The sequence below is a fragment of the Roseofilum acuticapitatum BLCC-M154 genome, assembly GCF_030068475.1.
Lineage (GTDB): Bacteria > Cyanobacteriota > Cyanobacteriia > Cyanobacteriales > Desertifilaceae > Roseofilum > Roseofilum acuticapitatum.
Genome location: NZ_JAQOSP010000006.1, coordinates 149,675 through 161,321 on the forward strand (window position 1 = coordinate 149,675; position 11,647 = coordinate 161,321).

16 protein-coding genes are annotated in these 11,647 nt (G+C 46.8%); 12 read left to right on the forward strand and 4 right to left on the reverse strand.

The annotated features are described in order from the left end of the window. Nucleotides 1-86: 86 nt before the first annotated feature. The 3 genes from mdh to PMG71_RS01450 form a co-directional block, all read right to left on the reverse strand. Nucleotides 87-1,049, reverse strand: coding sequence for a malate dehydrogenase (mdh, locus tag PMG71_RS01440; protein WP_283751854.1), 963 nt, complete (start codon nt 1,047-1,049; stop codon nt 87-89). Nucleotides 1,050-1,068: 19 nt separating this feature from the next. Continuing rightward, nucleotides 1,069-1,290 (reverse strand): NAD(P)H-quinone oxidoreductase subunit O, encoded by a 222-nt coding sequence (gene ndhO, locus PMG71_RS01445; RefSeq protein ID WP_283751855.1) that lies wholly within the window; start codon nt 1,288-1,290, stop codon nt 1,069-1,071. A 263-nt stretch (nt 1,291-1,553) separates the two neighbouring features. Then, nucleotides 1,554-2,330, reverse strand: coding sequence for a DALR anticodon-binding domain-containing protein (locus tag PMG71_RS01450; RefSeq protein ID WP_283751856.1), 777 nt, complete (start codon nt 2,328-2,330; stop codon nt 1,554-1,556). A 143-nt stretch (nt 2,331-2,473) separates the two neighbouring features. Here PMG71_RS01450 and PMG71_RS01455 point away from each other — a divergent pair, with 143 nt between their 5' ends. Genes PMG71_RS01455 through PMG71_RS01485 form a run of 7 tightly spaced genes read left to right on the forward strand, consistent with a single transcriptional unit; the run spans nt 2,474 to nt 6,365 of the window. Then, nucleotides 2,474-2,809: a cation:proton antiporter subunit C gene (locus tag PMG71_RS01455; RefSeq protein WP_283751857.1), complete on the forward strand. Its 336-nt coding sequence runs from the start codon at nt 2,474-2,476 to the stop codon at nt 2,807-2,809. Further along, nucleotides 2,806-4,245: a cation:proton antiporter gene (locus PMG71_RS01460; protein WP_283751858.1), complete on the forward strand. Its 1,440-nt coding sequence runs from the start codon at nt 2,806-2,808 to the stop codon at nt 4,243-4,245. The genes PMG71_RS01455 and PMG71_RS01460 overlap by 4 nt, the downstream gene beginning before the upstream one ends. Continuing rightward, the gene (locus tag PMG71_RS01465; RefSeq protein WP_283751859.1) at nt 4,242-4,631 is read left to right on the forward strand and encodes a hypothetical protein; all 390 of its coding nucleotides are present in this window, start codon (nt 4,242-4,244) and stop codon (nt 4,629-4,631) included. The genes PMG71_RS01460 and PMG71_RS01465 overlap by 4 nt, the downstream gene beginning before the upstream one ends. Next, entirely contained in the window at nt 4,628-4,879 is a 252-nt protein-coding gene (locus tag PMG71_RS01470; RefSeq protein ID WP_283751860.1) for a hypothetical protein, read from the forward strand. Before PMG71_RS01465 ends, PMG71_RS01470 begins: the two co-directional genes overlap by 4 nt. Then, nucleotides 4,876-5,154, forward strand: coding sequence for a monovalent cation/H(+) antiporter subunit G (locus PMG71_RS01475; RefSeq protein WP_283751861.1), 279 nt, complete (start codon nt 4,876-4,878; stop codon nt 5,152-5,154). The genes PMG71_RS01470 and PMG71_RS01475 overlap by 4 nt, the downstream gene beginning before the upstream one ends. Continuing rightward, nucleotides 5,141-5,683, forward strand: coding sequence for a DUF4040 domain-containing protein (locus PMG71_RS01480; RefSeq protein WP_283751862.1), 543 nt, complete (start codon nt 5,141-5,143; stop codon nt 5,681-5,683). Before PMG71_RS01475 ends, PMG71_RS01480 begins: the two co-directional genes overlap by 14 nt. A 19-nt stretch (nt 5,684-5,702) precedes the next feature. After that, a complete protein-coding gene (locus tag PMG71_RS01485) occupies nt 5,703-6,365 on the forward strand; it encodes a Na(+)/H(+) antiporter subunit B (protein WP_283751863.1) in 663 nt (220 codons plus the stop codon). Between the two features lie 11 nt (nt 6,366-6,376). Here PMG71_RS01485 and PMG71_RS01490 read toward each other — a convergent pair whose 3' ends face one another. Further along, nucleotides 6,377-6,808 (reverse strand): hypothetical protein, encoded by a 432-nt coding sequence (locus PMG71_RS01490; RefSeq protein ID WP_283751864.1) that lies wholly within the window; start codon nt 6,806-6,808, stop codon nt 6,377-6,379. Between the two features lie 277 nt (nt 6,809-7,085). Between PMG71_RS01490 and PMG71_RS01495 the strand changes: the two genes are divergently transcribed. From PMG71_RS01495 to PMG71_RS01515, 5 genes are all read left to right on the forward strand, one after another. Next, nucleotides 7,086-7,592 (forward strand): DUF4112 domain-containing protein, encoded by a 507-nt coding sequence (locus PMG71_RS01495; RefSeq protein ID WP_283751865.1) that lies wholly within the window; start codon nt 7,086-7,088, stop codon nt 7,590-7,592. A 42-nt stretch (nt 7,593-7,634) separates the two neighbouring features. Beyond that, nucleotides 7,635-8,225 (forward strand): pseudouridine synthase, encoded by a 591-nt coding sequence (locus PMG71_RS01500; RefSeq protein ID WP_283751866.1) that lies wholly within the window; start codon nt 7,635-7,637, stop codon nt 8,223-8,225. A gap of 276 nt (nt 8,226-8,501) precedes the next feature. After that, complete coding sequence (locus PMG71_RS01505; protein ID WP_283751867.1) at nt 8,502-8,867, forward strand: response regulator; 366 nt, start codon at nt 8,502-8,504, stop codon at nt 8,865-8,867. Between the two features lie 91 nt (nt 8,868-8,958). Continuing rightward, nucleotides 8,959-11,091: a chemotaxis protein CheA gene (locus PMG71_RS01510; RefSeq protein ID WP_283751868.1), complete on the forward strand. Its 2,133-nt coding sequence runs from the start codon at nt 8,959-8,961 to the stop codon at nt 11,089-11,091. A 66-nt stretch (nt 11,092-11,157) separates the two neighbouring features. Further along, the gene (locus tag PMG71_RS01515; protein ID WP_283751869.1) at nt 11,158-11,628 is read left to right on the forward strand and encodes a chemotaxis protein CheW; all 471 of its coding nucleotides are present in this window, start codon (nt 11,158-11,160) and stop codon (nt 11,626-11,628) included. Nucleotides 11,629-11,647 lie beyond the last annotated feature (19 nt).

The window sequence follows — 11,647 nt, forward strand, 5'->3', positions numbered from 1 at the left end:
CGCTAACACACCCTACGGGGTTTTGGGGGTTGGGTTTGGGGTGCGTTACGCTGGCGCTAACACACCCTACGGTACGGGGTTTTGGATTAATCAAAGCCAACTAAGCTTTCTGCCATTTCTAAGCCCTTACGGACAGCTTTGGCGGACTCATGGAGGGCGGTGATTTCGGCTTCTTCTAGGGGCAATTCTAAGATACGCTGGATTCCTTGGTATCCTAATTGACAGGGAACGCCCATATAAATATCATTTAAGCCATATTGCCCTTGGAGATATCCGGCAACGGGCATAAAGCGGGATTGATTGTGTAGCATGGCTTCGACCATCAGACAGACGGAGGAGGCAGGAGCATAATAAGCGCCACCGGTTTTCATTAGTTGTACGATTTCTGCTCCTCCTTTGCGGGTACGATCTACGAGGCGATCGATGGTTTCTGTGTCCATGAGTTCGGTAATGGGAATGCCGCGAACGGTGGAAAAGCGGGGTAAGGGAACCATCAAATCTCCATGGCCTCCGAGTACGAGGGTCTGAATATCGGCGATGGAGCATCCTAACTCAAAGGCGATAAAGGTCTGGAATCTAGCAGAATCGAGGACTCCTGCCATTCCCATCACCCGACTGGGATCGAGTCCACTGGCTTTCCAAGCCAAGTAGGTCATCACATCTAGGGGATTGGTGACTAGGATAAAGATGGCTTGGGGACAGTGGGCGATCGCCGATTTCACAGCAGATTTGACTATTTTGGCATTAACTTGTACTAAATCTTCGCGAGTCATGCCGGGGGTGCGCGGTCTCCCGGCAGTAATCACCACGATATCGCAATCGACCAAATCAGCATAATCATTGCTGCCGATCAATTGGCGATCGTGGCGTTCTACTCCCCGTGCTTCCATCAGATCTAAGGCGATCGCCTGGGGCATTCCTTCGATCACATCTAATAGAACCACGTCAGCTAAGTCTTTCTCTGCTATTCGTTGCGCCAGAGTGCTGCCAACTTTTCCGGCCCCAATAATACCGACACGGGGAGCGATCGATTGATGTAGCTCTAACATGGGCAATTCTCTTTTTTTGCTAGTTGAACAACTCAAGTTGATCCAAACGCAGCCAAATGTTGGGGGTGGGAACCTGGCCAAATTTGACTAAAGCGTAGTCACCTTTGATGTCCATGATTTCGCCTTGGGTTTCAAAAATGTAGGGAGGAAACCGGGTATCGCTTGCACAAGCTTCTAGGGAATTGTCCAACTGTTCTTGGATAGCCCGTACCATTGAACCTTTTTTAATTGCTGCTGCCATAATTCAGGAATTCCGTTTCAAAACTTCCCTCATGATACCAAGGAGCGATCTGGATTTATGGGTTAATTTTACCGGTTATTCCCTTGAAGCGATTTAATTTTAGATTTAAATCAGAAAGGACACCGACGACTGGCCGTGTTTCGTCTCGGTGTCCTTACTGGTTCGCTCCTCACACGATAGCCAATATAACCTACTCCCTTGGGTTTGTCATCCCTTGAAGAATTTTTTTTGATCGGATGAATAGGGACAGGCTCTCAAATGGATTACAATTCTGGGGGTGCAGTCAGGCTTAATCCTTGTTCTAGTAAGGATTTTAGGGTTTTTTGGCTCAGGGATACTAAGGCTAAACGACTCAAAGCTAGGGAGGGATTTTCCTTTAAAGTCGATCCCCAAATGCGGCAATTTTGGTCAAATCTCAGGATCTCTTGACTCAAGGTTCGGGTTAAGGAGAGGAAGCGGGAGGGAGTCGGATCGTCATTGAGGCTATCCCAAATGTATAAGAGGGAGCGGATTAGGGTATGTTCGCTGGGGTGAGAAAGGCAAAAGTGGCGATCGCCCCCTAACCAAGGAATCGGATCGGGTTCTAGGATCTCGAATGTAGACGACTCCAGACGAATTAATCCCTGATTTTGTCCTAGACGTAAGAGGGCACAACAGCGAGCGTGGGTAGCTTGCCAGGTGAACACTTCTGGGGAATGGCGATCGAGGGAGCAGGGATGATGAGGGAGTTTTAAGGGACTTGCCAGCAGAGTTTGCAGTTGCTCGGTTAAACTCAGATCGCGGTAATGAAATTGAATCCAACCGGGAGAGCGCAGGGATAGGGAAAACCCAGATAAGTTTTCTTGCAGCGAGAGCAGATCCAGCCATTGCTGTGCCCGATCTAGAGGGGGGCGATCGCTATAGGTGGATAATTTAAGGGCGATCGGCGATTGATAGCCCAAAGGCTGATTTTCGGGCAACAACTCCACCGGGATCTGATCGACACTCAAACTGCCTAATGCGATCGCCCGATGGATTGCTTCTTGCAAACTCTTTTTCATTCCCCAGACCTATTGATGATAACCAATGGTTTTCCTTAGCGATCCTTTAAGAGACTAATGGTTTTCAACCGCCCGAAATTGTGTATTCTTTTAAAAAGCTTTCCAGAGCATAATCCATCCCCATGACCCCCTAAACCCTGTCGATGTTAGAAGCCTGTATCCTAATCACCCTAATCCTGGGATTTTTCGGCATTATCCTGAAAAAGAACCTAGTCATGAAGATCATCTCCATGGACGTGATGAGTACCGGAGTGATCGCCTACTACATCTTAATCGCCTCACGAGAAGGGCTGTTTACCCCCATTCTCGATCCAACCCAAACCGTTGATTATGCCGATCCAGTTCCCCAAGCCGTGATTTTAACCGCCATTGTTATTGGCTTCTCCATTCAGGCACTGATGCTCGTGGGAGTGATGAAACTGGCGCGAGATAACCCCACATTAGAAACGAAGGCGATAGAAAAGAACTATACACCATGACCATTCTCACGATCGCCTGGCTTGCTCTTTTCTTTATCGTCGGACTAGGGATTTACCTCCTACCGAGGCTTGATTGGTTTTTAGCCTTTGGGGTAACCCTAGTCTCATTAGCCTATGTTACATTTTTATTTCGGCAACCCGAACCCATCAACCTAGAACTATTAGATAGTTTTGGCATTACCCTGATGGCCGATCGGCAAAGTGGGTTCTTTATTTTAACCAATGCCCTGGTTTGTGCGGCCGTGTTGCTCTACTGTTGGCGCAGTAATAAAAGTCCCTTCTTTTATACCCAGCTTACCCTTCTCCAAGGCAGTGTAAACTCAGTCTTTATCTGTGCCGACTTTATGAGTGTGTATGTGGCATTAGAAGTGATTAGCATTGCCTCATTTCTGCTGATTGCTTATCCAAGAAGCGATCGCGTCATCTGGGTAGGATTACGCTATCTCTTTGTCAGCAATGTAGCCATGCTCTTCTACTTAGTAGGAGCAATACTCGTCTATAAAGCTAACAACTCCTTTTCCTTTGCCGGCCTAACCAATGCTCCCACAGAGGCGATCGCCCTGATCTTCCTCGGACTGCTCGCCAAAGGCGGCATCTTCGTCTCCGGACTCTGGTTACCCCTCACCCACTCCGAATCCGAAACCCCCGTTTCCGCCCTCCTCTCCGGAGTCGTAGTCAAAACCGGAGTCTTTCCCCTAGTACGCTGCGCCCTCATGTTAGAAGACATTGACCCCATTGTGCGCTTCTTTGGCGTGGGCACTGCCCTGCTCGGTGTGGGCTATGCCGTCTTTGAAAAAGACATCAAACGCATGTTAGCCTTTCATACCATTTCCCAATTGGGCTTTGTCCTCGCAGCCCCTGAAGTGGGAGGCTTCTACGCCCTCACCCACGGACTGGTAAAATCAGCCCTCTTCCTGATTGGCGGAAACTTGCCAAGTCGAAATCTCAAAGAATTGCACCATAAACCCATTCCTAATTCCCTGTGGATTGCCCTAGCTCTAGCGAGCTTCTCCATCTCCGGTTTTCCCCTACTCTCCGGGTTTGGCGCAAAAGTCCTAACCATGAAAAACCTCGTGCCCTGGCAAGTGATTGGCATGAATATTGCGGCTTTGGGAACTGCCGTTTCCTTTGCCAAACTGATCTTTTTGCCCCATGAACCCGCAAAAGAGGGGGATAAAAAACAATCGATGGGCTTCTGGTTAGCCATAGTGGTGTTAATTGGGGGACTCGTAGGCGCAAACGTCGTTTACTATGAAGCCTATACCCTAGGGAATATTGTCAAACCTCTGGCCACCATCGCCCTCGGTTGGCTCGCCTACTTCCTGATCTTCCGCAACTCAACGGTCAAACTCCCTCGAATGCTAGAACAGTTTGACCATCTCATGGGGATGATGAGCTTAATGTTGCTGTTACTCTTCTGGATGGTGTGGGCATGATTGGATATCTCGATCTGATACTACGACTGACCATCTGGTTTTTGCTCACCTCCGATTTGAGCCTGCCCAACATCATTATTGGTATAGCGGTGGCGTTGATCTTACCGCGATCGGCCACTGCACCAGCCGTGTTAAAAGACTGGTTACATGCGCTCTGGGAGATTCTGGTGGCTATTCCTATCGCTTACAAAGAGGCGATCGAATTAATGGTGAGTCCCCATAATGAAGAAGAGACCACCCTAGAGCAAGTCAAACCCAACCGGACTCCGGGACTAATCTTTTTAGATATTTTCTTAATTACCTTTACCCCTAAAACCATTGTGGTTAAATATCACGCTAGGGGATGGTATGAAGTTCACTGGGTAAGACGGAGGAAAAGTAGATGACTATAATTTTGATTTTGATGATTTTTGCCCTATTAATCCCCTTATATGAAGCTTGCCAAGATGAGGATATTTGGCAGAAAATGTTAGCCTTTGCCAGTATCGCCACCAAAACGTCGATGATGATCTTAATTGTCTCTGTATTACGGGATGATTGGATGATTGGCGTAGTCGGCGTGCTGATTTTAAGTGTAGGGAATGCGGCCTTAATGTTATTAGCGCATGTGATTAAACGAGTGGGGGAAGCATGATTAGCACCTTGAGCTATATCTGTATGGGCGTGGGGATTGTATTCTGGTTTTGGGGCACTTGGCCTTTACTGGGCGATCGCTCCGTTCTCTTTAAACTCCATAGTCTCTCCGTCGCTGATACCCTCGGTTCCATGAGTATGATTGTCGGTTTGCTGCTGAAAATTCCCAGAGAATGGCCCTTACTGGTATTGGGCATAATTTCTCTAGCCATTTGGAATACGGTTTTGGGATATGTCTTAGCCTATTGTTCCAGTGGGGGGAATGATGACGAGTGATATCTCTTTACTCTTAATTGTCGCTCTATTGCCCTTAGCCGCAGGTTTGGTTGTCCTTCAGAAAAATCCCTATCATGCTCTGGTGATTCGGGGGATCTTGGGAGCAGTCGCAGCCCTAGTTTATGCCGTTTTGGGAGGGGCAGATGTGGCCTTAACCGAGGCTTTGGTGGGGACAATGTTGGCGATTACCTTATATGCAGTAGCCGTGCGATCGTCTTTGGTGATGCGTTTGGGTATCCTTTCTGAAGCTGGCGATCGCGAAAATCCCCAATTTGTAGCCTTAATGGAGGGGTTGCGCCAGACCTTAGATCAATACTATGTACGGCTAGATGTGGTTCCCTATGACGATGATGCCACTTTACATCAAGCCCTCAAGGATAAAGAAATTCACGCCACTTGTCTTCCTACTTCAGCCAATCAAGAAGCCAAGCCTTATCATACGACCATTCGCGTCGAGCGACTTTATGAGATCATGCAGACTGAGTTACTCAGTGGGGTAACCAGTGTATCCATGCCCAAGGATGTTTAGTGAGAGGGGAAAAACAGGGATGAAATGGCTCTATTTGATAGCTGGAATTGCCTTTTTAGTCAAAATGTTGGTGATGAAAAATCCCACACTAGAGAGTTTAGACGTTTCCATAGTGGAGTTAGTGGTTCAAGATAGTGGCGTACCCAATGCAGTTTCGGGCATTATTTTTAGAAATCGGCTCTATGACACCATATTTGAAGTAGTCGTATTTACGATCGCCATTATGGGCGCAAAATTCCTATTAGCCAATGAGCAACCTTCCACCCTGGTTCGCCAATTTACCGATCAACCCTCCATCGTTTTAGCCCGTTTAGGCGCAACGATCTCCGCTTTAGTCTGTATCGAATTAGCCATCCGAGGACATCTGAGTCCCGGAGGAGGCTTTGCGGCTGGAGTTGCTGGAGGAACAGCGATCGGTTTGATTGCTATTACCTCCCCTTCCGAATGGATGGAACAGGTTTATGAACGTTGGAAGGCATCCACCTGGGAAAAAATTTCCGTTCTAGTCTTTATTGTCTTAGCCGCCATCACTTTAGTCGGTATAGAGCTACCCCAGGGAGAGTTAGGGACACTGGTGAGCGGTGGCATTATTCCCTTCCTCAATCTCTTAGTCGCTCTAAAAGTCGCTTTAGGCTCATGGGCAGTTATTTTAGTGTTTATCCGCTATCGGGGTCTATTGTAGGATCAATAATCTTAGAGTCCCCAATCACTGAGAAGGCGATCGATACTTTCTTCGATCGCACTCGGAGATTGGTTTTGTTCCGATTCAACCGAAGCATAGAGATAGGAGAGTCCTAAGAGGGCGGGAATCAAAATTAAAATAAATGTGACACAAGCTAATAAATTACCAATATACTGGAAATTGGTAACCCCCCATTCTCCTAAATGTAACTTTGACCGTTTAGGGTGTCGGCGCTCCCGTCCCGCCAAAATCACCAAGTAAAACCAGCGATTCAAAACCGGAAAAGAGAGCCGTAAATCAACCGGATGCACCTCCCATTGGCGATCGCCCAATTGTTTCTTAATTTCCTCCAGTTGCTCCTCACTAAAAGTGACTGCAATATGGGTCGGTATTTTAGCTAAAAAACGACTTAAAACCGGATCGATAGAGGAGAATGGCTTCATAGCACTAGAGGTCAAACAACGATTACTCTATCTATAGGTATAAGATAGATCTAAAAAATCCATCGATGTCCCTGATTCTGTGACAATTATACAGGCTTTACAGCGCTTTGCGCTGGGATGGGGAGATGGGGAGATGGGGAGATGGGGAGATGAGGGGATGGGGAGATGAGGAAAAAATAACAGGTTGGGTAGGGCTTTGAGCTATTTTAGCTATTGTTCAAATAAGAAGTATACCTTTCTTGGCTTTAGACTAAAAAAGATCAATCATCATCAGATCATGGAAGACCAAAACCACGAACCCCAAAAAAAGCACGGAAGCCAACGTTATCGCCTTCAAAGACTGCGGCGTTTAAGTCAACTCCTCGATAATGCTCTAGGCATTCCTGGCTTAAACTACCGCATCGGACTCGATCCCATTATAGGTTTAATTCCTGGGGGTGGAGATGTAGTCAGTGCTATTTTATCCGCTTATATTGTTCTAGAAGCCACCCGGTTTGGATTACCCAAAGAAACCCTAGGGCGCATGGTGATTAATATCCTCATTGATACCTTGACAGGCATTGTCCCCATTTTAGGCGATATTTTTGACCTAACCTGGAAAGCCAACGCCATGAACATGCAATTACTAGAAGATCATTTACAAGCTCCTCAATCTAGTCAAGCAGCCGATCGCGGGTTTATCATCATCATGATTATAATTTTAGCCCTAATTGTCTTTGGCATTACTAGCTTTGGCTTATTTCTGCTCTGGGGACTGACCGCCCTCATGAATTCCTTATTTTAATCCTACTACTTGGCGATCGCAGAACCGTAAGAAGTACAAAAAATGTCTAATACTTATCTTCTGTTTTACAAACCCTATAACGTTCTCTGTCAATTCACTGACGATAATCCCCATACCCAGGGCAAATCCCCCAGAGAAACCTTAAAAAAGTATATCCCCATTCCTAGTATTTATCCGGTGGGCAGATTAGACCGAGATAGTGAAGGACTTCTACTATTAACCAATGATGGTCTTCTCCAGCATCGCCTCTCTGACCCCCGCTATCGTCATCCTCGCACCTACTGGGTGCAAGTAGAAGGGGTTCCTAGCCCCAACGATATAACTCCCTTGCGCCAAGGAATCAAACTTAAAGACGGCAAAACCCGACCAGCTCAAGTACACATCATCCCAGAACCCGACCTTCCAGAGCGTAACCCCCCCATTCGCTACCGTAAAACCGTTCCTACTACTTGGTTAGAAATCATACTTACCGAAGGGCGTAACCGTCAAGTCCGGCGGATGACAGCAGCAGTAGGATATCCCACATTACGATTAGTGCGAGTCTCATTAGCAGGCTTAGGTTTAGGAGACTTAAAACCGGGTGAGTGGCGAGATCTCACCCCGGAAGAACTCAGTCATATTCTTACTCTTTGAACATAGACGGATCGAATGAAAGCCAGTTTAGAGTATCAAAATGGAAACATTTTTTGGTAAAACTTGAAAAATATTTATAAAAATTAACAGCAAAATCCGGTTGAATACTCTTCACAAAATCCTCACATTTTCATGACACAATGATTAGCATGTATGCTTTTAACCCTCTTACGATCGAGTATCCCTAAACCAGAGGGCTTCATCCAGTGAAGTTATAGAGCATCGTCTAAAGCATCTCTCGACTCATCCCTGAGATCAAGAACAGGAGTTATGGTTATGAAACAGATCTTAATCGTTGATGATTCCCAAACCATGCGTAAAATGGTAAAAGCCTCTTTACGGGATTTACAAGATGTGAATTTTGATGAGGCGGTTAATGGCTACGAAGCCATTGAAAAAATGAAAGTCAGTCCGTTTGACTTAATGATTTTAGATCTCAATATGCCCGATATGCATGGCTTAGATGTTCTCAAATTTGTTTTGGACAATCATCAATATAAGTCTACCCCTATTGTCATCTTAACAACAAAAGGAGATGATGAAAGCCGCAAAGAAGCCTTAGAAGCAGGTGCAAAATGCTATCTCACTAAACCCTTCCAGCCTAAACCCTTGTCGGATCAAATTCAAGATTTATTACAATAAACCCTTCCCCTCTTACTGAGTCGTTTTATCCTCTGGAAGAAAAACACTCCTAAAAAGTAGAACCCAGTGTAAACAAGGATATTCAGCGATTGTGTCTAATTCCCTTGATGATGACAACCTATTTAGTGAATTTCTAGAGGACTACTTTGCTGAATGTGAAGAGCATTTGACATCCGTTCGCCAAGGATTATTGTCCTTAGAATCCTATATTTCTTCAGAAAAATCTACTTCTAAAAAAGCAGTAGACATGGAACTACTGCATCAATTATTTCGGAGTTTTCATACCCTTAAAGGGTTATCCGGTATGGTGGGAGTAGAACAAGCAGAAGAATTGGCTCATCATTTGGAAAACTATTTGCGACTGCTTCGAGATCGAGAAACCCATCTAGGTGAGTCTGGGTTTGATGCTTTAATGATCGGAACGAAAACTTTAGAAGAAGTGATTAACGCCTATCGTAAAAAGCAAGAAATCCCTGATATTACTGCCCTTCTGGATCGGCTGAATGACTTGGAAGAACCATCAGACTCTGGAGTGACGAAAAAGCCAGGAGTTATCTCACCTTCTGGAGGCAATATTATTGGTTCTACTTTAGAGATTCCGCCAGCCAAATCTCAAGAAGTCCAAAACTGGATCGGCAAAGGGTTTTCCGTGTGGCGCTTTGTTTTTTCCCCCGATGCTCATCTGGCGGCCCAAGGGATTAATGTAAATAGTATCCGTGGGCATTTAAATGACAAAGCACAAGTGATTCATTCTTCTCCCCGGATGATCGACGGACAAGATATTTGCTTTGATTTTTTGGTGGCTAGTCAAGACGATCCCCAAGCCTGGGTTGAAGAAACAGAAGGTTTAACTTGGGAGCTATATTTATCCCCCCCATCTCCCCCATCCTCCCCATCCTCTCCGGCTACCCCATATACTCCTCCATCAGTGGTGCGAGTAGAGTTATCGAAACTCGACGATCTGATCGCTAGAGTAGGAGATTTAGTCATTACCCGCGCTCGGTTGGAAGAGCTGATCAAATCGATCGCCACTGACTCTAAAACAGAGAGGGAAAATAGCAAATCTCTGATCGCGACAGCGATGGGGAGCATTATCGCACGATCGCTCCAACACCTGAACCTCACCCTAGAGCGACAACTGCGAGATTTACGGGAAGATGTCATGCGAGTGCGTCTTGTCCCCATCGGGGAAATCTTCGCCCGAATGCAATTTGTCGTCCGGGATTTGGCACGGGAAGGCGGTAAACTCACCACCTTAGAAATCATCGGCGCAGACACCGAAATCGACAAACTGGTAGTCGAGCGGATGATGGACCCCCTATTACATATGGTTCGCAACGCCATCAGCCATGGCATTGAACCCGAAGCCGAACGGATTGCCCAAGGCAAACCCCCCCAAGGTACAATCACCTTACAAGCCAGAACCTCTGGAGAAATGGTCACCGTGATCATCGAAGACGATGGGCGGGGAATAGATTGGCAACAGATCAAGGAACAGGGAAAAGCCAAAGGACTCTTCACCCTGGCTGAAGATGACCCCCTATACACCGACTCCACCCCCTCAAGTTACCGCAATCGCGTCCTGCTCGATTTATTATGCGCCCCCGGATTTTCCACCAAAGAGGAAGCCGACTTAACCAGTGGACGGGGAGTGGGGATGGCAGTGGTCAAGAATACCCTGCAAGAATTGGGGGGAGTCCTCGAAGTCAGTAGCGAACTGGGCAAAGGAACCCGATTTATGATTCAACTGCCCCTCACCCTGGCGATCGCCAACGCCCTCATTATCCAAGTGAGCGATCAAATCTTTGCCATTCCCCAAAACGCCATCCGAGAGGCGATCGAAGTTAGCACCAGCAAAATCGACCTTAACCATCAACTCCTCAATTACCGCAATCAAGCCATCCCCCTCCTCAATCTCCACTCAACGTTTCATTTAACCCCACCTTCAACCCCCTCAGAAACCCTCAAAGTCGTCATCGTCGGTCGGGGAGACCGAGGAGACCCCTTAAACGCCACGGGCAGCCCGATCGCCCTCAAGGTCGATCGCCTCCTCGGATTACGAGAAATCGTCATTCGTCCCCTTACCGACCCCCTAGTGCGGGTTCATGGCATTAGTGGAGCCACCGAACTCGGCGATGGTCGCATTGTCCTCATTCTGGATATCTTCGGATTAATTAGCGCTCTAGCTAAAGCCCTAGAAGACGACCGCAGTCACAGCCCCTGACGTTAAAACCATTAACCATGCAGTTAACCCGGTTGTTCTTTCAGCCATTTCTCCAGTTCCGAACCTATGATTAACCCATCCCCAACCCATGGCCAAACCACCCTACCCTTTATCCTGTTTGAACTAGCGGGAACCACCTATGGCATCCTCTCCCACCAAGTCCAACAGATCGAGATGATTGATAAAATCACTCCCGTTCCCAATGCTCTCCCCTTCGTTGAAGGAGTAGTCTTTTGTCGCTCCCAGGTGATTCCCGCCCTCAATTTGCGTACCCGCTTAGGCTTTGAGAAAAAAAACTACGATCTGCTCACACGGCTCATTGTGATCCAGATTCAAACGAACCAAACAGAAGAGAGCGATCGCCGTGTCGGTCTCATTGTAGACAGCGCCAGAGAATTTATCGCGATTCCCCAAACCTTAATCGGGCCCCCTCCAGAAGGTTTATCCAACACCCCTAGCCAATATTTATCCAGCATCATCACCTTAGAAAACCGAGTAATTCTCATATTAGATCTCGAAAAAATTATTGAAACTTAACCCTCAATTCTGATTCCCC